General features: G+C 68.8%; 18 protein-coding genes and 1 tRNA gene. 10 read left to right on the forward strand and 9 right to left on the reverse strand.

Features of this window, described 5'->3' with window-relative positions; translation table 11 throughout:
* Position 1: 1 nt before the first annotated feature.
* Positions 2-77: transfer RNA gene (locus tag ACYX4S_RS18370), tRNA-Thr, on the reverse strand.
* A 614-nt stretch (positions 78-691) separates the two neighbouring features.
* On the opposite strand from ACYX4S_RS18370, the gene ACYX4S_RS18375 reads away from it, so the two are divergent.
* Positions 692-2,155 carry an oligosaccharide flippase family protein gene (locus ACYX4S_RS18375; protein ID WP_476361241.1) on the forward strand — a complete coding sequence of 488 codons (1,464 nt, stop codon included), beginning with the start codon at positions 692-694 and terminating at the stop codon, positions 2,153-2,155.
* Positions 2,156-2,271: 116 nt separating this feature from the next.
* Entirely contained in the window at positions 2,272-3,522 is a 1,251-nt protein-coding gene (locus ACYX4S_RS18380; protein WP_476361242.1) for a GNAT family N-acetyltransferase, read from the forward strand.
* Here ACYX4S_RS18380 and ACYX4S_RS18385 read toward each other — a convergent pair whose 3' ends face one another.
* The 3 genes from ACYX4S_RS18385 to ccrA form a co-directional block, all read right to left on the reverse strand.
* The gene (locus ACYX4S_RS18385; RefSeq protein ID WP_476361243.1) at positions 3,523-5,190 is read right to left on the reverse strand and encodes an AMP-binding protein; all 1,668 of its coding nucleotides are present in this window, start codon (positions 5,188-5,190) and stop codon (positions 3,523-3,525) included.
* Positions 5,191-5,242: 52 nt separating this feature from the next.
* On the reverse strand, positions 5,243-5,776 hold the full coding sequence (locus ACYX4S_RS18390) for a CAP domain-containing protein (RefSeq protein WP_476361244.1): 534 nt from the start codon (positions 5,774-5,776) through the stop codon (positions 5,243-5,245).
* Between the two features lie 237 nt (positions 5,777-6,013).
* Positions 6,014-7,309, reverse strand: coding sequence for a crotonyl-CoA carboxylase/reductase (ccrA, locus tag ACYX4S_RS18395; protein ID WP_476361245.1), 1,296 nt, complete (start codon positions 7,307-7,309; stop codon positions 6,014-6,016).
* A gap of 412 nt (positions 7,310-7,721) precedes the next feature.
* Here ccrA and ACYX4S_RS18400 point away from each other — a divergent pair, with 412 nt between their 5' ends.
* On the forward strand, positions 7,722-9,734 hold the full coding sequence (locus ACYX4S_RS18400; RefSeq protein ID WP_476361246.1) for a methylmalonyl-CoA mutase family protein: 2,013 nt from the start codon (positions 7,722-7,724) through the stop codon (positions 9,732-9,734).
* A gap of 42 nt (positions 9,735-9,776) precedes the next feature.
* On the opposite strand, the gene ACYX4S_RS18405 is transcribed toward ACYX4S_RS18400, so the two are convergent.
* Entirely contained in the window at positions 9,777-10,460 is a 684-nt protein-coding gene (locus ACYX4S_RS18405) for a response regulator transcription factor (protein ID WP_293720659.1), read from the reverse strand.
* A 181-nt stretch (positions 10,461-10,641) separates the two neighbouring features.
* On the opposite strand from ACYX4S_RS18405, the gene ACYX4S_RS18410 reads away from it, so the two are divergent.
* From ACYX4S_RS18410 to ACYX4S_RS18435, 6 genes are all read left to right on the forward strand, one after another.
* On the forward strand, positions 10,642-11,238 hold the full coding sequence (locus ACYX4S_RS18410; RefSeq protein ID WP_476361247.1) for a L,D-transpeptidase family protein: 597 nt from the start codon (positions 10,642-10,644) through the stop codon (positions 11,236-11,238).
* A gap of 162 nt (positions 11,239-11,400) precedes the next feature.
* Positions 11,401-12,318 carry a pirin family protein gene (locus ACYX4S_RS18415; RefSeq protein WP_293720663.1) on the forward strand — a complete coding sequence of 306 codons (918 nt, stop codon included), beginning with the start codon at positions 11,401-11,403 and terminating at the stop codon, positions 12,316-12,318.
* Positions 12,319-12,575: 257 nt separating this feature from the next.
* A complete protein-coding gene (gene dapF, locus ACYX4S_RS18420; RefSeq protein ID WP_476361248.1) occupies positions 12,576-13,484 on the forward strand; it encodes a diaminopimelate epimerase in 909 nt (302 codons plus the stop codon).
* Positions 13,481-14,758 carry a tRNA (N(6)-L-threonylcarbamoyladenosine(37)-C(2))-methylthiotransferase MtaB gene (mtaB, locus tag ACYX4S_RS18425; RefSeq protein WP_293718759.1) on the forward strand — a complete coding sequence of 426 codons (1,278 nt, stop codon included), beginning with the start codon at positions 13,481-13,483 and terminating at the stop codon, positions 14,756-14,758. The genes dapF and mtaB overlap by 4 nt, the downstream gene beginning before the upstream one ends.
* Positions 14,755-16,158, forward strand: a complete 1,404-nt coding sequence (gene ftsY, locus ACYX4S_RS18430) for a signal recognition particle-docking protein FtsY (RefSeq protein WP_476361249.1) — start codon at positions 14,755-14,757, stop codon at positions 16,156-16,158. Before mtaB ends, ftsY begins: the two co-directional genes overlap by 4 nt.
* The gene (locus tag ACYX4S_RS18435; RefSeq protein WP_476361250.1) at positions 16,158-16,802 is read left to right on the forward strand and encodes a septation protein A; all 645 of its coding nucleotides are present in this window, start codon (positions 16,158-16,160) and stop codon (positions 16,800-16,802) included. The genes ftsY and ACYX4S_RS18435 overlap by 1 nt, the downstream gene beginning before the upstream one ends.
* Positions 16,803-16,845: 43 nt before the next feature.
* Here ACYX4S_RS18435 and ACYX4S_RS18440 read toward each other — a convergent pair whose 3' ends face one another.
* A complete protein-coding gene (locus ACYX4S_RS18440; protein ID WP_476361251.1) occupies positions 16,846-17,544 on the reverse strand; it encodes an NnrU family protein in 699 nt (232 codons plus the stop codon).
* A gap of 360 nt (positions 17,545-17,904) precedes the next feature.
* Between ACYX4S_RS18440 and ACYX4S_RS18445 the strand changes: the two genes are divergently transcribed.
* Positions 17,905-19,161: a class I SAM-dependent methyltransferase gene (locus ACYX4S_RS18445; RefSeq protein WP_476361252.1), complete on the forward strand. Its 1,257-nt coding sequence runs from the start codon at positions 17,905-17,907 to the stop codon at positions 19,159-19,161.
* A gap of 27 nt (positions 19,162-19,188) precedes the next feature.
* Here ACYX4S_RS18445 and ACYX4S_RS18450 read toward each other — a convergent pair whose 3' ends face one another.
* From ACYX4S_RS18450 to ACYX4S_RS18460, 3 genes are read right to left on the reverse strand one after another with little or no spacing between them, the layout of a single operon-like run.
* Positions 19,189-19,773 carry a dual specificity protein phosphatase family protein gene (locus tag ACYX4S_RS18450; protein WP_476361253.1) on the reverse strand — a complete coding sequence of 195 codons (585 nt, stop codon included), beginning with the start codon at positions 19,771-19,773 and terminating at the stop codon, positions 19,189-19,191.
* Positions 19,770-20,906 carry an MBL fold metallo-hydrolase gene (locus ACYX4S_RS18455; RefSeq protein WP_476361254.1) on the reverse strand — a complete coding sequence of 379 codons (1,137 nt, stop codon included), beginning with the start codon at positions 20,904-20,906 and terminating at the stop codon, positions 19,770-19,772. The genes ACYX4S_RS18450 and ACYX4S_RS18455 overlap by 4 nt, the downstream gene beginning before the upstream one ends.
* On the reverse strand, positions 20,894-22,627 hold the full coding sequence (locus ACYX4S_RS18460) for an ABC transporter permease (protein WP_476361255.1): 1,734 nt from the start codon (positions 22,625-22,627) through the stop codon (positions 20,894-20,896). Before ACYX4S_RS18460 ends, ACYX4S_RS18455 begins: the two co-directional genes overlap by 13 nt.
* Positions 22,628-22,630 lie beyond the last annotated feature (3 nt).

The following is a 22,630-nucleotide window of genomic DNA, read 5'->3' on the forward strand; positions in this document are numbered from 1 at the left end:
GTGGTGCCGCATAGGTGACTCGAACACCTGACCCCATCATTACGAATGATGTGCTCTACCAACTGAGCTAATGCGGCCTACCAAACGCAGAGCGACCTACTATCGCCCTACTATATTCTTCATTTCCCCGCCAACCCGCTGGCTTCGAACCTCATTCTCTAGCGGACCCGCTAATTACGAATGACGTGCTCTACCAACTGAGCTACACCGGCGCACCAAACGCGGGTCGAAGGTCGCCCGCTATGTCATGTCTGTCTTGCGAGACGCTCTTGCGCTTCGCCGCACGGAAGCTCGCTTCCGTCCCCCGGATCAGGAGGCCCGTTCCCACCAGACATGCGAGAGGACGTCGTGGCATAAGCCGTTCCGCCCTGACCGGGACCCGTGCCGAGGTGGCCGCTTGATAGCGGACACGGGCGCGCCGCGCAAGAGGAAACGACGAGATTTCGCGCAAGCGTCCGGGCTCGTCCCCAGCAGCGGTCGCGGCGACCCGAAAACCCTTCACGCAATCGTGAGCCTTGCCCGAGGCGGGACTTCGGCCGGTCTCGCAAGGAATGTTAAATGTACGGAATGCATGATGATCCGGGACACGGCCGGTGAAAACCGCTCGCCGTGACAGTGGAAGGGGAAGGAACGGGATGACGCGGGCGAGGACCCCTCATCTTTCTGGGCAGGCACGGGCGGGGCGCGCCACGTGACGAGGCGGGCTTCCCCGGGGGCGGGTGCGCGCGTCGAGGCCATGCTGGAACGGCTGGCGCTTCGCGTGCTGCCGTCGCCGCTGCGTACGCGCCTTGCGCCCGTCGGGCGGCGGCTGCGCGGCGTTCTGTCGGGCGAGGCCGACGAGGCGCGCGCGCAGCGCATGGCGCTCGTCGTCTTCGCCACGCGCATTTTCGGCGCCGCCCTCGCCTATGTGATGCAGGTGCTGCTTGCCCGGCTCATGGGCGGCCACGAGTACGGCATCTACGCGGTGGTGTGGACCTTCGTGGTGGTGCTGGGCATCTTCACGCCGCTCGGCTTTTCCTCCTCCGTCCTCAGGCTCATTCCCGAGTATCGCGCGACCGGCGACGAGGATCGGCTGACGGCGCTTCTGGCGGGAAGCCGCGCGGCCGGCGGGCTGGCCGCGACGCTGGTGGCGCTCGTCGGGATCGCCGTCGTGCATCTCTCCGGCGACCTGATCGCCTCCTACTACGTCCTGCCACTGGTGCTCGGCGCCGTCTGCCTGCCCATGTTCACCATCGGCAGCATCCAGGACGGCATCGCGCGTGCCCACGACTGGACGCTGCTCGCCATGCTGCCGACCTTCATCTGGCGGCCGCTGGCGATCCTTCTCGGCATGATCGGCGCCGTGCTGTGGGGTGCCCCGGCCACCGCCACCTCCGCCTGTCTCGTCACCATCGTCGCCACCTGGGGCGTGACCCTCGTGCAGGGGCTCGTCGTGGCCCGCAAGCTGGCGCGCCTGCGCGGAGACGCGCCCAGGCGGCGGCCGGCGCGCGAGTCGTTTTCCTTCGGCATCTGGCTGCGGTTGTCGCTGCCCATTCTCTTCGTCGAGGGGTTCTTCCAGCTCATCACCAGCGCCGACGTGGTGATGGTCAGCTTCTTCCTGCCGCCGGACCAGGTGGCGATCTATTTCGCGGCCTCCAAGACACCGGCGCTTGCCCATTTCGTTTATTTCGCCGTGCGCTCGGCGACCGCGCACCGCTTCTCGCGCCTGCATCATGCCGGCGAGGGACAGGAGCTCGCCCGGCTGGTCGATGCCGCCGCGCGCTGGACCTTCTGGCCGACGCTCGCCCTTTGCGGTGTCCTGGCGCTCGCCGGCCCCTTCCTGCTGTCGCTGTTCGGGCCCGGGTTCCTGTCCGGCTACCCGGTGATCCTGGTGCTGCTCGTCGGCGTGCTGGCGCGCGCCGCCGTGGGGCCCGTGGACGCGCTGCTGACCATGGCCGACCAGCAGTCCGCCTGCGCGCGCGTCTATATGGCGGCCTTCGTGCTCAATGTGGCGCTCAACCTCGCGCTGATCCCGCTGTTCGGCATCCTCGGCGCGGCGGTGGCGACCGCGAGCGCAATGGTGTTCGAGGCCGGCGCGCTCGCCTGCCAGGCGCGGAGACGCCTCGGGGTCGACCCGCTGGTGTGGCGCGGCAGCGGCGATGGCGGGGCCGTGTGAGACGGGTCGTCGGTTAACCAAGGGTTAAGCCTGTCCGCGCGCCGGATGTCCGGCTGTGGCAGAGTGGGTTCACGCGTTTTGCGCGAGATGCGCGACGAGAAAGCGGGGACCCGACAGTGGCAAACGTGGAGCGCATGGTGGAGGAGACGCCCGCAGGACAGCCGCCCGTACGGCCCGACCTGACGCTCGTGCCGGGCGTTGGCGGCGCGGCCGGACTTTCGCTTGTCGTCTTCGCGCCGCACGAGGCGGAACCGCATCTGCCTGCCTGGACGCGGCTCGCGGATGCCGCGCTCGAGCCCAACCCCTTCTTCCGGCCCGAATTTCTGCTGCCCTATCTGGAGGGCGTCGATCACGGCGGGCGCGTGCATGTGGTGGCCGTGCGCGATGGCGCCGGCGCCTGTCTCGCGTTGCTGCCCGTTCGCCGGGCGCGCGCCGGACTGTTCATGCCCGCCGCCTGCGGGCTCGCCGGAGCCTACGGGCCGCTCGGCACGCCGCTGGTGGACGGTCGCCTTGGCCGGGACGCCGCCGTGGCGGCGCTCGCATTTCTGCTTGAAGGGGCGGCCGGGGCGTGTGGAACGCGGCTGGTCGCCTTGCCCTTCCTGCGGACGGACGGACCGGTGGCGGACATGCTTCGCGCGGCCGTGCAACAGGGGAACGGCGCCTTTCGCGTGGCCGGGCGGAGCGTTCGCGCCGGACATGCGACCGGGCGCGAGGGCGAGGCGCAGTTCGCCGGGGTTCGGGCGCACCGGCGCAAGGAATTGCGCCGGCTGGGGCGTCGTCTTGCCGAGCAGGGGCCACTGACGGTCACGCGGATCGGCGCCGGCGAGGTGGATGCGGCGGCCATCGACGCGTTCCTGGACCTGGAGGCCTCGGGCTGGAAGGGGCGTGCGGGAACCGCGCTTGCCGTCGAGCCCGCGCGGGCCGGTTTCGCGCGAGACTTCCTTCTGTCGCTTGCGGCACGGGGGCGGTTGGTGATCGACCGCATCGCACTGGGAGACAAGCCGGTCGCCATGCTGGTGCAGATTCGCGACGGCGCAAGGTTCCATGCCTGGAAGATCGCCCATGACGAGGCGTTCGACGCCTATTCGCCCGGCGCCCAGGTGGCACGGGCGGCCATGCGCGCGACCCTGGACGGAGCGGAGGAGACCGGTATCACGGACGCGGATTCGCTCGCCATTCCGGGACACGCGATGATCGCGCCGCTGTGGCGCGGGGAGGTGTCCTGCGGCACGGGGCTCTGTTCCACGGCACGGGGCGCCCGGTGGCGGGTGTGGCTCGGTGCCCGCGACATCGCGCTTGAAGGGCGCGCGCGCGCCCTTGCCCGCCGGTTGCGCGATGCGCTGAGACGCAGGCGCGGGGCGCGATAATCAGGCCGATCCGGCGGCGAGCGTTTCCTTCGACAGCCGCTCGCGTAAATGGCGGCGGATGACCTTTCCGGTCGTGGTCAGCGGCAGTGCGTCGACGAAGTGGATCTCGCGCGGATATTCGTGCGCGGAGAGCTGCGTGCGCACATGGTCGCGAATACGATCCGCAAGCTCGGCGTCGGGCGTCACCCCCTCTGACGGAACGATGAAGGCGGTGACGATCTCGGTGCGCAGCGCGTCGGGCTTTCCCACCGCCGCCGCAAGGCTGACGGCCGGGTGTGACAGCAGGCAGTCCTCGATCTCGCTCGGGCCGATGCGGTAGCCGGCCGAGGTGATGAGGTCGTCGTCGCGCCCCACGAAGCGGATGTAACCGTCCTCGTCGGCAATGCCCTGGTCGCCGGTGAGCATCCACTCGCCGAGAAACTTGGCCCGGGTGGCGTCGGGGTCGTTCCAGTAGCCGAGGAACATGACCGGATCCGGAGCGCGCACCACGATCTGGCCCTGCTCGCCGGGGGCGAGCCTGCCGCCGTCCTCGTCGACGACCGCCACCTCGTGGCCGGGCACCGCGCGCCCGATGGTGCCGGAGCGGCTGACGCCGAGACCGGCGCAGGAGGCGATGACAGCGTTGCACTCGGTCTGGCCGTAGAACTCGTTGACCGGAAGGCCGAGCTCCGCGATGGCCCAGTCGAAGGTCTCGCGTCCGAGCGCCTCCCCGGCCGAGCCCAGGCTGCGCAGGACAAGCGGATGGCGCGCGCGCGGATCGGGAACGGCGCGCATCATCTTCAGCGCCGTCGGCGGAATGAAGGCGTTGCGCACCTTCTCGCGCGCCATCAAGGCGAAGGCCTCGTCCGGGTCGAAGCGGGCAAGCCCGCCCGAGATCACCGGCACGCCGAAGGTAAGGGCGGGAAACAGCGCATTGAGCAGACCGCCCGCCCAGGCCCAGTCGGCGGGCGTCCACAGAAGGTCGCCCTCGCGCGGCATGAACTCCTGCGACATGGCGATGCCGGGCAAATGGCCGGGCAGCACCCGGTGCCCGTGCAGCGCGCCCTTGGGCTGGCCCGTGGTGCCGGAGGTGTAGATCATCAGCGCCGGTTCGTCCGGCCCGCTCACGCGGGCGTCGAAGCGCTCGCTCGCCCGGGCGAGAAGCGCGTCGAAGGATGCGGTGCCCGCGGGCAAGGCGCCGGCGACGGGCCCGGTGAGAATGCGCAGGCGCAGGTCGGGCAGGGCGTCGTCGAGCGCATCGATCTTGGCGAGGCCGGCGGCATCCGTGACGATTGCCGAGGCGCCTGAATGGGTGAGGCGATAGCGCAGGGCATCGGCGCCGAAGAGGCTGGCGAGCGGCACCGCGATGGCGCCGAGCTTGTAGACCGCCAGATGGGTGAGCAGGGTCTCGGGCGCCTGGGGCAAGAGCAGGGCGACCCGGTCGCCGCGCGCCACGCCATTGGCGGCGAGCGCGTTGGCGAGCCGGCTGGATGCGGCCGCAAGTCGGCCGTAGGTCCAGGACTGGCGTTCGCCTCCCGGTCCCAGGTGGATGAGCGCCGGCCGGTCGGGCGTGACGGCGGCGTGCCGGTCGCAGGCCAGCCACGCCATGTTGCAATTGTCCGGGAGCTGCCAGCGGAAGCGGTCCGAAAGCACCTCGAGGCTCGTCGCGGGGGGAAGTCCGTCGATCATCTGGTCTCGTTCGGTTGTGCCGGCCGCCGTCCCGCGCGGCGACCGGGGAGGTTTACCGGGCGGTCGGCGGTGCGGCAAGCACCAGCGACCAGAACACCCGGTACTTGGACCCGGAGGAATGCGCCGTCGCGATTCCCATCCGGGTCGCCTTGTCGTCAAGCAGAACGGCGTTGTGGGAGGGGGATTCCCGCCAGCCGGAGAAGGCCTCGGCAAGGGTGCGGTAGCCGGCGCTGACGTTCTCGACGGCGTGGGTGTTCGGCTCGCCGACGGCGGCAAGGCGGGCCTTCAGCGTGTTGCCGGGCTGCAGCGAGGCGCGCACGTCACCGGCCTCCGCCATGGCGACGGCCTGCTTGCGGGCGGCCTGCATCAGCGCGGGATCGACGGTGAGGGGCGGCTTGCCGTTGTTCTGGCGATAGCTGGAGATCATCTGGGCCGCGGTGGCGGCATCCACCTGCGCATCGACCCGGGCTAGATCGGCGTAATAGGGCGGCACGGTCGCGCGGTCGGGCGTGCAGGCCCCCAGGGTGGCGGCGAGAGCGCCGGCGACGGCAAGGGAAATGAGGGGAAAGGAAGCGCGAAAGGTCATGGGGCCTCGCTCGGGGAGAAGCCGCCGGACGGGCGGCATGGCACACGCCGGGTGTCATCGAACGCTCCGGAGGCCTTTTGAAGGCAGGCACGTGCGTTCGGTGAAGATCGGAGCGTATACACGGCAGCGATTGAGAAAGCCTTTCACGCTTGCCGGCTCCTGTCGAGTGCCGGAAGAGTGTCGCGGAGGCAGGCGGCATCCCGCCTCCGCGACCGGGTCGGAATCGCCGGGGCGCGTTTACTCGCGCCCCGCGGCAAGGACATCCTCGAGCGTGCGCAGCCCTGTCACCGGCGCGTTCACGAGCACGGCCATGTTGCCCGGAGCATGCTGGTTCTTCCACATCTTGGTGTGGGCGGCGGGAATGTCGTCCCAGGGGAAGACCTCGCTCATGCAGGGGTCGATGCGCCGGTCGATGACGGCCTTGTTGGCTTCGGACGCCTGCTTGAGGTGGGCGAAGTGGGAACCCTGGATGCGCTTCTGGCGCATCCAGACATAGCGGGCGTCGAAGGTGATGTTGAAGCCCGTCGTGCCGGCGCAGAAAACGACCATGCCGCCGCGCTTCACCACCAGCGTGGAGACCGGGAAGGTCGCCTCTCCGGGGTGTTCGAACACCATGTCCACGTCGTTGCCCTTGCCGGTGATTTCCCAGATCGCCTTGCCGAAGCGCCGCGCCTCCTTGAGCCACTCGGCGTATTCGGGTGAGTTCACCTTGGGCATCTGGCCCCAGCAGTTGAAATCCTTGCGGTTGATCACGCCCCTGGCGCCGAGCGAGAGCACGTAGTCGCGCTTGTCCTCGTCGGAGATCACGCCGATCGCATTGGCGCCGGCCGCCGCCGCGAGCTGGATGCCGAACACGCCGAGACCGCCCGAGGCGCCCCACACGAGAACGTTCTGGCCCGGGCGAAGCTGGTGCGGCGCATGGCCGAACAACATGCGGTAGGCGGTGGCGAGCGTCAGCGTGTAGCAGGCGCTCTCCTCCCAGGTCAGGTGCTTGGGGCGCGGCATGAGCTGCTGCGACTGCACCCGGCAGAACTGGGAGAAGGAGCCGTCCGGCGTCTCGTAGCCCCAGATGCGCTGGGTGGGCGAGAACATCGGATCGCCGCCGTTGCATTCCTCGTCGTCGCCGTCGTCCTGGTTGCAGTGGATCACGACCTCGTCGCCCACCTTCCAGCGCTTCACCTTGGAGCCGACGGCCCAGACGATGCCCGATGCGTCCGATCCCGCGATGTGGAAGGGCATGTCGTGCACCTTGAAGACCGAGATCGGCTCGCCGAGCCCGGCCCAGATGCCGTTGTAGTTGACACCCGCCGCCATCACCAGGACCAGCACCTCGTGGCTGTCGAGCTCCCAGGTGGGAACCACCTCGAGCTTCATCGCCTCTTCCGGCGGACCGTGACGGTCCGGGCGGATGGTCCAGGCGTACATGTTCTTCGGAACATGGCCGAGCGGCGGGATCTCGCCGATTTCATAGAGATCCTTCACAGGACGGTCTCCCGCTTCCCGATTGTCGTTGGCTTGCTGCGCTGTGGCCATTCTGCTGTCGTCCTCCCGTCCGTATTCCGTGGCGCCGCCCCGGCCCCCAGTCCGGCCGGAACGGGCAGTCCTCCCCACCCGATCCCGCCTTGCGGGGATGACGGGTGGCCGCATCATGTTGCGATGCATCATCATTTCAGCCCGAATTGACGGGCGGAAGCGATGTTTCGCCAGCTTCACGAAACTATCGTTCGAAAAACGGATGCTCCGCTATTCGACTATTGCTTAATTTTCGTGTTTGCCCAAGAGTGATTTTTGCATTGCAATAGGATTGTGTGTCCGGGAGGGACACGCCACCGTGGGCGGCAGGTCGCCGGACGGGCGGTTTCGGACCGCTGCCCGGGGGGCTGGCGAACAGGACGGGAGGGGCCGCCGGCAACGGCACGAAGAGCCCCGGTTGCGGGAGAAAAAGATGAGCGAGACGGGCGGGAAGCGGACGGGTGCAACAGCGGGCGGGCGTGATCGCCCGTGGATCTTCCGCACCTACGCGGGGCATTCCACGGCCGCCGCCTCCAACGCGCTCTACCGGAGCAATCTCGCCAAGGGGCAGACCGGACTGTCGGTGGCCTTCGACCTGCCGACGCAGACCGGCTACGACCCGGATCACGTGCTGTCGCGTGGCGAGGTGGGCAAGGTCGGCGTGCCGGTCGCGCATCTGGGCGACATGCGGGCGCTGTTCGACGGCATCCCGCTCGAGCAGATGAACACGTCCATGACCATCAACGCCACGGCTCCCTGGCTGCTGGCGCTCTATGTGGCGGCGGCGGACGAACAGGGCGCGGACCGGACGAAGCTCTCCGGCACGACCCAGAACGACGTCATCAAGGAATATCTCTCGCGCGGAACCTACGTCTTTCCGCCGGGGCCCTCGCTGAGGCTGACCCGCGACGTCATCGCCTGGACCTATCGGGCGATGCCGAAGTGGAACCCGATGAACGTGTGTTCCTATCATCTGCAGGAGGCGGGGGCGACGCCGGTGCAGGAGCTGTCCTTCGCACTGGCGACCGCGATCGCGATCCTGGACGAGGTGCGGGCGTCTGGCGCCATCGAGCCGGACGACTTTCCCGAGGCGGTGGGACGCATTTCCTTCTTCGTCAACGCGGGCATGCGTTTCATCACCGAAATCTGCAAGATGCGCGCCTTCACCGAGCTTTGGGACGAGATCTGCCTCACCCGCTACGATGTGGAGGACGAGCGCTTCCGCCGATTCCGTTACGGGGTGCAGGTGAACTCGCTGGGGCTGACCGAACAGCAGCCGGAGAACAACGTCTACCGCATCCTCATCGAGGCGCTGGCCGTGGTGCTGTCGAAGAACGCCCGCGCCCGGGCCGTGCAGCTTCCGGCCTGGAACGAGGCGCTGGGCCTGCCGCGTCCCTTCGACCAGCAATGGTCGCTCAGGATGCAGCAGATCCTGGCCTATGAGACCGACCTTCTCGAGTTCGGCGACATTTTCGACGGGTCGGACGAGATCACGGCGAAGGTCGAGGATCTCAAGACGGCCGCGCGCGCTGAACTGCAGCGCATCGAGGCCATGGGCGGGGCCATCGCGGCGGTGGAAACCAGCTACATGAAACAGGCGCTGGTCGCCTCCAACGCGGACCGGCTTGCCGCCATCGAGGCGGGCGAGCAGGTGGTGGTCGGGGTCAACCGTTTCACCGAGACCGAGCCCTCGCCGCTGTCGGCCGGCGAGGACGGCGGTATCCTCACCGTGCCCGAGCATGTGGAGGGCGAGGCGGTGGCGAGCCTTACGGCCTGGCGCGAGGCGCGCGACGACGCGGCCGTGGCCGAGGCGCTGGAGGTGCTGAAGCGCGCGGCCAGCGAGGGCTCCAACATCATGGAGCCGTCCATCGCCGCGGCGAAGGCCGGCGTGACCACGGGCGAATGGGGGGCGGCGCTGCGCGAGGTGTTCGGCGAGTACCGCGCGCCGACGGGGGTCGGCAAGGCGGCCAGGGCCGACGCGGGCGAGCTCGCCCCGGTGCGCGAGGCCGTCGACACGGTGTCGCGCAAGCTGGGGCGCCGGCTCAAGTTCCTCGTCGGCAAGCCCGGTCTCGACGGCCACTCCAACGGCGCGGAACAGATCGCGGTTCGTGCCCGCGACTGCGGCATGGAGGTGGTCTACGAGGGCATCCGGCTGACGCCGGCGCAGATCGTCAATGCCGCGCTGGAGGAGGACGTGCATGTCATCGGCCTGTCGATCCTCTCCGGGTCGCATCTGGCGCTGGTGCGCGACGTGATGGAGCGGCTCGCGGCGGCGGGGATCGACGACATTCCCGTTGTCGTCGGCGGCATCATCCCGGACGAGGACGCGGCACGGCTGCGCGCCATGGGCGTCGCGGCGGTCTATACGCCGAAGAACTTCCAGCTCACCGACATCATGCGCGAGGTGGTGGAGATCGTCGGTCGGGGCGCGGAAGCCGCCGCCTGAGGGCGGATCCCGTTCGCTTCATTCCGCCGGCGCATTGCGCCCTCAGGGAACCAGCTTGTAACCGCCGCCCTCGGTGACGAGGAGCTCGGCGCTGGACGGATCGCGCTCCACCTTCTGGCGCAGGCGGTAGATGTGGGTTTCCAGCGTGTGCGTGGTGACGCCGGAATTGTAGCCCCAGACCTTGGTGAGCAGCACGTCCCGGGTGACCGGCTTCTCGCCGGCCCGGTAAAGGAACTTCAGGATCGAGGTTTCCTTCTCCGTGAGGCGGATCTTGGAGCCCTTCTCGTCGGTCATGAGCTTCTGCGCCGGACGGAAGGAGAAGCGCCCGATGGTGAACACCGCGTCCTCGCTCTGTTCGTGCGAGCGCAGATGGGCGCGGATGCGCGCCAGAAGCACGGCAAACTTAAACGGCTTGGGCACATAGTCGTTGGCGCCCGCCTCCAGCCCCAGGATCGTGTCGCTGTCGGTGTCATGGCCCGTCAGCATGATGATCGGCGCCTTGAAGCCCTTCTTGCGCAGCAGCTTGACCGCCTCGCGCCCGTCGATGTCGGGAAGGCCGACGTCCATCAGCAGAAGGTCCACATGGCCGTTCTCGGCGAGCTGGAGCCCTGTCGCGGCGTTGGGGGCCTCGCGGGTCTCGAACTCGTCGTAGAGCGAAAGCTGCTCGACCAGAGCCTCGCGCAGGTCGTCGTCGTCGTCGACGATCAGGATCTTGCGTGCGCTCATCGTGGGTCCTCCGTTGACTCCGGTGGATCGTCCGGCCGGCGCGTTTCGCCAACCCTCCGCCGGATCATTCAAATCCGCTTCGCAACACTTAGGCAAGCGAACACGATCACGCGAGCCCGGATTGACGTTTCCCGGCCCGGCGCGCAACAAATCTCGTTCACGCAACCTTGAGTGTCCGGTGATGGTTCCAGCCCTGCTTGCCGCCCGCGCCCGCCTGGCGGCCGCCCGTTTCGCCCGCGCCCCTCTCCCTTGTGGTGGGGAAACGCCCTGCGTGGTGCGGGCAAGCGGTGCGCGCGCCACGAAAGGACGGCTGTCGGTCGGGGCGATCACGCTCGCGTGTGCGCTGGGCCGTTCGGGCATGACCCGCTCCAAGCGCGAGGGTGACGGCAAGACGGTGACGGGCGTGTTTCCCGTGCTTTTCGGTTTCTACCGCCCCGACCGGATGGTCCGCCCGCGCACGCGGTTGCCGATGGTGCCGCTGTCGCCGGAGCTGGGCTGGTGCGATGCGCCGGGCCACCCCGCCTACAACCGGCCCGTCGCGCTGCCCTTTGACGCCTCGCACGAGCGCATGTGGCGCGACGACGGGCTTTACGACGTGGTGCTGGTGCCAGACGTGAACGTGCTTGCGCCGGTTGCCGGGCGCGGCAGCGCATTGTTCATCCATATTGCCCGGCCCGGCTACACGCCGACGGAGGGCTGCATCGCGGTGTCCCGCCGCGACATGTTGCTGCTTCTGGAGAGGATCGGGCCCGAAACGCCGCTCGTGGTCAGCGTGTGAGCCGGGTTCAGGGCCGGAGACTGTCAACCGTGGCGTGAACACTGCGTCCGCATGGCACCCGCTGACGCGGGCCTCTCCGACGCCTATCTTTGTGCTTGAGGATCCGCATTGCGGCCCGTGCCCCTGCAGGACGCGGGCGCGCGGAACACGAGGAGACAGGCCATGTCCGTCAGACCAGTTGTCCAGTCCACCGCCGCGAAGCCCACGCTCGAGGGCGCGGGCGTGCATCTGCACCGGGCCTTCGGCTTCGGGGACCCGACCCAGTTCGATCCGTTCCTGATGTTCGACGATTTTCGCAACGAGGACCCGGAACATTATCGCAAGGGCTTCCCCTGGCACCCGCACCGGGGCATCGAGACCATCACCTATGTACTGTCCGGCACGGTCGACCATGGCGACAGCCTCGGCAATCGCGGCTCGCTGGGGGCGGGCGACATCCAGTGGATGACCGCCGGCAGCGGCATCATGCACCAGGAGATGCCCAAGGGCGATCCGAACGGGCGGATGCACGGCTTCCAGCTCTGGGCGAACCTGCCGTCTTCGCTGAAGATGACCAGCCCGCGCTATCAGGACGTCCCTTCCGGCGAGATCCCGGAGATCGTCGACGACGACGGCACGGTGGTGCGCGTCATCTGCGGATCGTTCTGGGGCCGGAACGGTCCGGTCGACGGCATCGCCGCCGATCCGCAGTATCTCGACGTCTCGGTGCCGGCCGGGCGCACCAAGCGGCTGCCGGTCGACACCTACAGGCAGGCCTTCGCCTATGTGTTCGAGGGCTCGGCGTCCTTCCGCGATGCCTCGCGTCCGTTCGGCGTGCTGCTTGAAAAGGAAGTCGACGGCGAGGAGGTGCATGTGCGCGACATGTCGGGCGACCGCACGCTGGTGCGTTTCGGCACCGGAGACGAGGTGACCGTGACGGCGGGCGAGCACGGTGTACGCTTCCTGCTGGTCTCCGGTGCGCCGATCCGCGAGCCGGTGGCCTGGCACGGACCGATCGTCATGAACACCCGCCAGGAATTGATCCAGGCGGTGAACGACCTGCAGAACGGCACCTTCATTCGCGAGGGCGCGCGGTTCTGACACGCGCTCCGTGGCGCGGATACGAGGGAATGGCGCGCGCGGGCACTGGAACCGCGCGCGCTTTTCCGCCATATAGTCGTGCAACAGAAGACCGGACCGGCGGGCCGCATCGAGCGCGGACCCGCCATGAGGCGCTTGTCCCGGGCCCCGACGCCGCCATGAAGGCGGAACGGGCGGTGCCGGGCGGCGCGGGCAAGGTCGAAACCTCCCGGGCAGGCATCAGCGGCATGTCCGGCATGTGACGGATTTCCGCGACCATGGGCGGCGAGAGCATACCCTTCCTGAAGATGAACGGGCTCGGCAACGATTTCGTTGTCTGGGACGCTCGTGGCGAACCCGTGCGGCTCGATGTCGACGAGATCCGCAGGATCGGCGCGCGCGACGGCGGCATCGGCTTCGACCAGATGATCACGGTGGAGACGAGCCCCGCCGGGGTGGATGCCTTCATGCGCATTCACAACCGGGACGGCAGCCAGGTCGACGCCTGCGGCAACGCCACACGCTGCATCGGGCGCCTGCTGATGGAGGAGCGCGGGGTCGACCGGGTCACCATCGAGACCAACGCCGGCCTGCTCCGCGCCTTCGCGACGGACGATCCGCACCGGGTGAGCGTCGACATGGGCGTGCCGCGCTTCGCCTGGAACGAGATCCCGCTTGCCGAGGAGTTTCACGACACACGCGCCATCGAACTGCAGATCGGCCCCATCGACGCGCCGATCCTGCATACGCCTTCGGTGGTGAATGTGGGCAATCCGCACGCGATCTTCTGGGTGAAGGACATCGACGCCTACGATCTGGAGCGCGTCGGTCCGCTTCTTGAAAACCATCCCATGTTTCCGGAACGCGCGAACATCTCGCTGGCGCATGTCCTGTCCGACCACGAGATCGACGTGAAGGTGTGGGAGCGCGGGGTCGGGCTGACCCGGGCCTGCGGCACCGCCGCCTGTGCGGTCGGGGTCGCGGCGGCGCGCGACAACCGCACGGGACGACGGGTCACGGTCAACCTGCCCGGCGGGCCGCTGCTCATCGAGTGGCGCGAGGCGGACGATCACATCCTCATGACCGGCGACACGGAAATCGAGTTCGAGGGTGTGCTGGAGCGCGAGACGCTCACCTATTCCAGAACCGGGCCCGGCGACCGGCCGATCCTCGAGGTGGTCAAGTGAGCATCGACGTCGTCACCTTCGGCTGCCGCCTCAACTCCTACGAGTCCGAGGTGATGAAGCGCGAGGCCGAGGCCGCCGGCCTTCGCGACGCGATCCTAATCAACACCTGCGCGGTGACGGCGGAGGCGGTGCGTCAGGCCCGCCAGTCGATCCGCAAGGCGCGCCGCGAGAACCCGGAAGCGCGCATCATCGTCACCGGCTGCGCGGCCCAGACCGAGGCGGACACGTTCGCCGGCATGGACGAGGTCGACCTGGTGCTCGGCAACACCGAGAAGCTGGAGCGCGCCTCCTACGGGCGCGTGGCGCAGTTCGGCATCGAGGAGAGTGAGAAGGTCCGCGTCAACGACATCATGAGCGTGCGCGAGACGGCGGGTCACCTGATCGACGGGCTGGAGGGGCGCGCCCGGGCCTTCGTGCAGGTCCAGAACGGCTGCGACCATCGCTGCACCTTCTGCATCATTCCCTACGGACGCGGCAATTCGCGTTCGGTGCCCATCGGTGTCATCGTCGACCAGATCCGCCGCCTGGTGGAAAACGGCTATCGCGAGGTGGTGCTGACCGGTGTCGACATCACCAGCTTCGGCGCGGACCTGCCCGGAACCCCGAAGCTCGGCGACCTGGTGCAGAAGATCCTCAAGCTGGTGCCGGACCTGAAGCGGCTGCGCCTGTCCTCGATCGACTCCATCGAGGCCGATCCGGCCCTGATGCGGGCGATCGCCGAGGAAGAACGGTTGATGCCGCATCTGCACCTGTCGCTTCAGGCGGGCGACGACATGATCCTCAAGCGGATGAAGCGCCGGCACCTGCGCGACGACACGATCCGCTTCTGCGAGGAGGTGCGCCGCCTGCGTCCCGACGTCGTGTTCGGTGCCGACATCATCGCCGGCTTCCCGACCGAGACGGAGGAGATGTTCGCCAATTCGCTCGCCATCGTCGACGATTGCGGGCTGACGCATCTGCATGTCTTCCCGTTCTCGCCGCGCAAGGGCACGCCGGCGGCGCGGATGCCCCAGCTTGGCCGTGCCATCGTCAAGGAGCGCGCCGCGAGGCTGCGCGAGAAGGGCGAGGCGGCGTTGCTCGCGCATCTGGACGGCGAGGTGGGGCGCACGCGCGAGGTTCTCGTGGAGCGTGAGGGGCTTGGCCGCTCGGAGCAGTTCACCCAGGTCGAGTTCGAGGACACCGCGCTTCAGGCCGGCGACCTTGTAAAGCTGACCGTCACCGGGCATACCGGGCGCCATCTCCTGGCAACTCCGGCAAGGCAGCAGGCAGCATGAGCGACACCAAGCGCGGATTTCTCGGACGCCTCTTCGGCGGACGCAAGCCGACGCCTGAAGACGAGCAGCGGCCCGAAACCGAGGCGCTTCGCGAGGAGCTCCCGGAGGACGGAGGCGCGCCCGCGTCCGCGCCCGATGAGGACAGCTCTCCCGACACGACGGCTGATACCCGGGACGAGCAGGCCGGAGAGCCGGTGGCGGAGTCCGTGACGCCGGCGCCCGACGCCGGGGTCGAGATCGTGCCGGAGACGGAGCCGGAAACGGCCACGGGAGCCGAGGCGAACGAGGAAATCGCCCGCGAACTCGCGGAGGCGATGGACGCTGCACCGGACGCCGACGCCGGAGCGGACAGCGAGAGCGAAGACGAGGCGGCTGCCGACAGCGCCGAGCCGGTCGAACCTCCCGTCGATCCCGCCCCGCAGGTGGAGACCGAGGCATCCGCCGAACCCGAAGCCCCAGCCGAGGCCACCCCGCGCCGCTCCTGGCTGACCCGCCTGCGCGACGGGCTGGCGCGCTCGTCGGCGTCGCTGACCGGCGGCATCACCTCGCTTTTCACCAAGCGCAAGCTCGACGCCACGACGCTGGAGGAGCTGGAGGACCTGCTGCTGCAGGCCGACCTCGGCCTCGACACGGCGATGGCGATCACCGACCGCATCGGCGACGGACGCTTCAACAAGGAAATTTCTCCCGAGGAGGTGCGCCGCATTCTCTCCGAGGAGGTGACGAAGGTGCTGGAGCCGGTCGCCCGGCCGTTGGAGGTCAGGGGCGATCACACCCCGCAGGTGATCCTGTTCGTCGGCGTCAACGGCACCGGCAAGACCACGACGATCGGCAAGTTGTCGGCGAAGCTCGCCGCCGAGGGCAAGTCGGTGATGCTCGCGGCGGGCGACACGTTCCGCGCGGCGGCGGTCGAACAGCTCAGGATCTGGGGCGAACGCACCGGTGCCGAGGTGGTGTCGCGCGACACGGGCGCGGACGCGGCCGGCCTCGTCTTCGACGCCATGAAGGCGGCGCGCGAGAAGGGGGTCGACGTGCTTCTCGTCGACACGGCCGGGCGGCTGCAGAACCGCGCCGAACTGATGGCTGAGCTGGAAAAGGTCGTGCGCGTGATCCGCAAGCACGACGAGGCCGCCCCTCATGACGTGATCCTGACGCTGGATGCGACGACGGGGCAGAATGCCATGAATCAGGTGGAGATCTTCGGCCGGACGGCCGGTGTCACCGGCCTGGTCATGACCAAGCTCGACGGCACGGCGCGTGGCGGCATTCTCGTCGCCATCGCCGCAAAGCACGGCCTGCCGGTGCATTTCATCGGCGTGGGCGAGGGTGTGGAGGATCTGGAGCCCTTCCGGGCCGAGGACTTCGCCGACGCGATCGCGGGACGGGAGAGCGGCAGCTGATGGAATTCGAGAAGGGTCCGAACGAACCAGGCCGCAAGGAACTTTCGCCCCTGCTCAAGCTCGTGCTGGAGCTCGGGCCGCTGGTGTTGTTCTTCTTCGCCAATTCGCGCGGTGCGGCGCTCGCAGACCAGTTTCCGGTGCTGAAGGAACTGGGGGATCCGATCTTCCTTGCCACCGCGGTCTTCATGGTGGCGATTTCGCTTTCCCTGGCCGTGTCCTGGGCGCTGACCCGGCGCCTGCCGGTGATGCCCGTGGTCTCCGGTGTGGTCGTGCTGGTCTTCGGCGCGCTGACCCTGTGGCTGCACGACGAGCTCTTCATCAAGCTGAAGCCGACCATCGTGAACGTGCTGTTCGGCTCGATCCTGCTTGGCGGGCTCGCGTTCGGAAAGTCCCTTCTCGGCTATGTCTTCGACAGCGTCTTCCACCTGGACGACGAGGGATGGCGCAAGCTCACCTTCCGCTGGGGCGTGTTCTTCTTCGTGCTGGCCGCCATCAACGAGGTTGTCTGGCGCAGCTTCTCGACGGATTTCTGGGTGTCGTTCAAGGTCTTCGGCGTGATGCCGCTGACCATCGTGTTCACGTTGTCCCAGATGCCGCTTGTCGCCCGCCACACCGTTGAGACGGGCGAGAACAAGGACGGCTGAAGCGCCCAGTGTGCGTCCGCACCCTCATTTATGGATCCACACCCTAGAACCTCGCGAGCGGATCGCGTCCGATCAGCCAGAGGTGCCCCTGCAGCAGGAACCAGGCGAAGAGCGCCAGCGTGAGGGCGAGGATCGCGAGGTCCCGCCTTCCGAAGGCCGGCCGCGCGCGTCCCGAGACGAGCGCCACGAACGGAATCCGTGAGGTCCGGCCGGCGAGCCGGCGCCAGAGATCCGGCCCGAGCCGGCGCCGCGCCCTGAGGTCGAGCAGGGCCATGCCGCCGAGCGAGAGGGCGGCGAAGGTTCCGAACAGGATCAGCGCGACGAGATGGCCGTTGGCCACGAGATGCAGCAGTGCCCAGAGCAGGAAGCCCGCGAGAACCGGGTGGCGGACAACGCTCGCCGCCGGTCCCGGACGCCAGTCGTCGGCGGGGTCCGGCGGGGCCATGAGCGAGACTGAAAGCGGCGTGGGCTCGCTCAGGCCGGCGATCAGCAGCCAGGCGGCGAGCGGCATGAAGGTGAGCGCCAGATGCGCCTGCCAGGCGGCGGGCTCCCACAGCATCACATAGGGCGCGCGGCTGGCCGCCGAGATCAGCCAGACAAGCAGCACGAGCGAGAGGAGCGAATAGGCGGCGAGATAGGTGCGCCGGCCGAAGGCGGCGATCAGGCGCGGCCGCACGCGCGGATGCGGCGGGATCGCGTGGGCCGCGAGAAAGGCGGCAAGGCTTGCAAGGAACTCGGTCATGGGGCCTCACGGCTCTTGGTGGCCGGCGTTTTCGGCGGTATCGCGCACCGGATGGTCATGTCCTCCACCATGCGGTTGTGGAGCCGTCATGCAAGGGGGCGCCGTGTCGCGGGCTTGACCGTTGCGCGGATCGGGTCAAACTACCTGAAGTGGATTGCATTGCATGAGGCGCGGCGAAAGCCGCGTCAGCCCGCCGCGCGGATTTTCACGGTCCGCGCACCGGAGACGAAACGACACACCCCGGTGCACCCGGAACAGCGTCCATGTGCCCTGTCCTGTCCGACGCGCAATCAGCTTCTTCTTCCCGCCGCCGGGCCGGACGGCCATGAGCCGCCGTGTCACCCGCCGAAAGGGACGACCATGGATCGACCGCTCGACCGCCTGCTGACCCGCCTGATCCGAACCGGCACGCTGACCTTCAGCGGACCCGGCGGGACGACCAGAACCTATGGCGACGGAACCGGAACACCGGTTCATGTCGCGATCAGAACCCGGCGCGCCGCCCTTGCCATCGCGCTGGATCCGATGCTTGCCGCGCCCGAGGCCTACATGGATGGCGACCTCGAGGTGGTTCAGGGCGATCTGCTCGACTTTCTGAAGGTGGTGTTCCTCAACATGGGGGACGAGAGCGCGCCAAGTCTGGCCGCGAGGACCATCGACCGGCTGCGGATGCTCGGCCGGCGACTGCACCAGTACAACCCCGCGGGTCGCGCTACGCGCAACATCCAGCATCACTACGACCTGTCCGCCGACTTCTACCGGCTCTTCCTCGATGAAGACATGCAGTATTCCTGCGCCTATTTCGCAAGTCCCGACGCGGGCCTCGACGAGGCGCAACTCGCCAAGAAGCGCCATATCGCCGCCAAGCTCGCCATGCGTCCGGGCCTGCGGGTCCTGGACATCGGCTCGGGCTGGGGCGGCATGGGGCTCTATCTGGCGCGCGGCTTCGACGCCTCGGTGACCGGCGTGACGCTGTCGCGCGACCAGCACGAGGTGTCCCGCGCCCGCGCGGAGGCGGAGGGACTGGCGGCGCGGGCGTCGTTCGAGCTGCGCGACTATCGCAGTCTGTCGCAGCGCTACGACCGTATCGTCTCGGTCGGCATGTTCGAGCACGTGGGCGTGAGCCACTACCGGCAGTTCTTCGAGACCTGCGCGCGGCTTCTGGACGACGACGGCGTGATGCTTCTGCATTCGATCGGCCGCAGCGGCGTGCCCGGCGCGACGAACCCCTTCATTCGCAAGTACATCTTCCCCGGCGGCTACATGCCGGCGCTGTCGGAGGTGCTGCCGGTCATCGAGCGCACGGGCCTCGTCGTCACCGACATCGAGATCCTGCGGCTGCACTACGCCGAGACCCTGAAGCACTGGCGGCAGCGCTTCCATGCGCGCTGGAAGGAGGCGGCGGAGCGTTTCGACGAACGTTTCTGCCGCATGTGGGACTTCTATCTCGCCGGATCGGAAGCCGCCTTCCGCTGGCAGGACCTGATGGTGTTCCAGATCCAGATCGCGAAGACGAACCACACGCTGCCGGTGACGCGGGACTACATGGCCCGCGAGGAGGCGGCGCTGATCGATGCCGCGCCCGCGTTCAGGCAGGCCGGATCCGGAGACGACTGACCGGCGTCGCCCTTGCTGTGCGGGATGTCAGCGGGCGAGCAGTCCCGGTCCGCCGGCAAGGGCGAGGGCGGCATCCGTCAGGGCGAGCATGTCCGCGTTGGGCTGGCTCGCGGGCAGGCCGCGCAGGTGCCGCAGGTGACGGAACGCCGTTTCGAGATCCGGATGCAGTTCCGGCCGGGCAAGCACGAGGTACAGCGCCAGGACGCTGACCGAACGCGAGCGACCGCCCCGGCAGTGCACCAGGACGTTGCCGGCGCGGTGCGGCGGATAGTGGCTCTTGCCCGGGCTTGCCTGGCCAAGGATGCCGGCGAGAACGAGTGCCGCGCCCAGAAGGTGGGGCGGCGTGTTTCCCGTGCCGTCGATCAGCCCGACATGGGTGCGCCGCACGGCGGTGCCGTCGGCAAGCGTCAGCGGCGCCATCTCGATGTTGACGGCAAGGTTCATGGTCGAGGTGATGCCGCGCTCCAGAAGCAGGGCTCCGTCGTCGGCGGCGATCCGGTTGCCGAGGTAGAGCGTCGCGCCGGGCATTTCGGCGACGGGAAGCAGCACCGGCAGCCGGTCTTCCTGCGTTTCTTCCAGATGCGGGGCGAGAAGGGGAGCGTGGTCGGTCATGAGGCGCGGGATCCGGTGCGTTCGGCAGGCCGTGATGGGCCAAGATCGAGGACGGGGTCAAGCACGAGGCGCTCCCCCAGGGCGGTGCAGAGCCCGGTCATGGTCTCGCGGGCGGCGAAGACGGGCAGGACATGCTCCGCCCCGGTTTCCCGTGCCAGCGCCAGCGTGTCCGAGAGGCACGGGTGGACGTTCCAGGCGAACCACCTCGCGCGGTCCGTGCGCAGCAGGTCATGCGCGGGCGTTCCCTGCGGAACATGACTCGAGAAGATGAAGCGGAACCCCTCGCCGATGCGCGCGAGAAGGTCGGCGGGCAAGCCCGTTTCCGCGTTGGAGCCGGCCGCGACGATGATGTCCGAGGGATGCCAGTCGTCGGTCCGTCCCGCCGTCGCGTCCGCCAGCCGTGCGGCGGCGCGCGCGATCCGGGCGGAAACGCCCGCGACCCGGCCGTCGGCGATGTCGCGAAGCTCGGCGACAAGGCGCGGGCAGGGTCTTGGCGCCAGCCCCCTGGCCTCGAGAGCGAGCGCCACCTCGGGGCCGCGCCCGCCGGCGGGAACCGGCAGCACCGCGCCGGAGGAGGCCTCGCGGGCGATGTGCTCGATCTGGTCGGCCAGCGGTTCGTCCCGGTCGCCATAGGAGGCGTCGGTGACCAGAACGCGCGCGGGGGGCGGGCCGTCGAAGGGCAGTAGCGTCGATTCCCGGCTCCAGTCGCCGGTGTAGAGGATGCCGCCGGCCGCATCCGCATGGATCCAGACGCCGCCGGGCGCATGGCCTGACCGGCCAAGCGTGAGCGGTACGCCGCAGACCGTCGCGGGCCCGCTTTCCGGCAGCAGGCGTCGTCTGTCCCCGGGAATGAAACCGGCGCCGTACTCCGCCTCGATCAGGCGAAAGGTCGTCGCCGTGGCGTGGATCGGGGGATTGCCGAGCCGGGCCGCAAGGGCCAGCCCGCCGCAATGGTCCTGATGGGCGTGGGAGATCAGGATCGCGTCCACTTCACCCACGCCGGTGAGGTCCGGCAACACGCCGGGTTCGGGGCCCTCGCCCAGGTCGAGCAGCAGGCGGGCGCCTGCCGTCTCCAGCAGGAAGGCGGCGGGGAGCTTGCCGTTGATGCCGCTCACGCAGGTCAGTCTTGCCAAGGCAGGGCTCCCTTCGGCAACCGGCGGGAGGCCAGCGAGGCGGCCAGCATCAGGGCGAAGACCACCAGCACCATGAGGCAGCCGACGGCCGCCGCGAGCGTGGAGGACCCCGCCTCGTCGAGGAAGACGATCATCGGGCCGATGGTGCGGGTGCTGGAGGACACGAGCAGGATCGATACCTGGATCTCGTTCAGCACCGTCATGAAGACGAGGATGCCGCTGGCGAAGAGCGAGGGCGCGACCAGTGGCGCGATGATGTCGCGCATGCGCGTCAGGAAGCCGGCACCGGCGACGCGGGCGGCCTCCTCGAGCGAGCGGTCCACCTGCGCGAATCCGCCAAGGATCGGCCTGAGGGCAAGCGCCAGGAAGTTGGACAGATAGGCGGCGAGAATGATCCAGGGTGTTCCGTAGAGGCTGAAGCCGAGCACCGGCAGCGGCCGCAGGAAGAACAGGATCATGGCAACGCCCAGGATGACGCCGGGCAGCGCGTAGGCGAGTTCCGCCGCCATGTGCGCCGCGCGAACCTCCGGTCCGCGGCGGAAGGTCAGGAACCAGCCGAGGAACAGCGACACGACGAGCAGGATCGCCACCGCCGCGCCGGTGAGCGTGAAGCTGGTGGCGAAGGCCTCGCGGATCTGGCTGTGGCGGAAGAGGGCGTTGACGTAGTGCTCGAATGTCAGCGTCTCGAAGGTGAGACCCTGGCCGTAGCCGGAGACCAGCGAGGTGGCGACAAGCGCGGAGAGCGGAAGCGCGAGCGTCGCGAGGAGGAAGGCCCAGGCGCCGGCCTCGACCAGCGGGCGGGCGCGGCCGAGCGGAATGCGGATGGTGCCGCCGGATCCGTCGACCTGAAGGTTGCCGCGCCGTCCGGCCCAGCCGGCGAAGGCAAGGGCTGCGACCGTGACCGTGGACAGGAGCAGGGCGAGCGTTGCCATGTCCGACAGGGCGGAGGGGCCGTAGGCATTCATCTGGCGGTAGATCAGCGTGACGAGGGTCGGAAAGCGTGCCGGGATGCCGAGCATCGCCTGGATGCCGAAGTTGCCGATGGCGGAGACGAAGGCGAGGCCGGCGCCGGCGAGAAGCCCCGCGCGGGCGAGCGGCAGCACGATCGTGGCAACGAGGCGCAGGTTTCCCGCGCCGGCGGCACGGGCGGCCTCGGCAAGGCTTGCCGGCAGGCGCGCGAGGCTCGCGCGCACGGTCAGGAACACGAGCGGGGCGTTGGTCAGGCCGAGAAGCACGATGATGCCCGTGGCGGAAAACAGCGGGTGCCGGGCACCGGGCTCCAGGGCGAGGCCGAGCGCGCCGAGCACGGGGCTCGTCGGCGAAAAGGCCTGCACCCAGGCAAGGGCCGTGACCTGCGGCGGGATCATGAGCGGCAACACGAAGCCGAACACCCAGGCGGTGCGGGCGCGCATGTCGGTGAGCGCGGTCAGCAGCGCGGCAAGCGTGCCGAGCGCGACGGCGATCACGGTCGAGAGGGCTGCGACCTCGAGCGAGTTCAGTGTCGCGGTGACGACGCGGCGTTTCAGCAGGAGATCGGCGAGACGGTCGAGATCGATGAAGCCGGCGGGCGCGATCCCCGTGACCGCCAGGCGCACCAGCGGCGCCAGCGACAGGGCGGCGACGAACAGCAGCAGGAGGACGAGCACGGCCCCTTGCGAGGACGGCAGAAGGGCCGGCAGACGCCGGCCCCCCCGCGACATGGTCGTTGCGATGTCGGACATCGC

This window comes from Stappia sp. ABD4_338 (assembly GCF_056312175.1).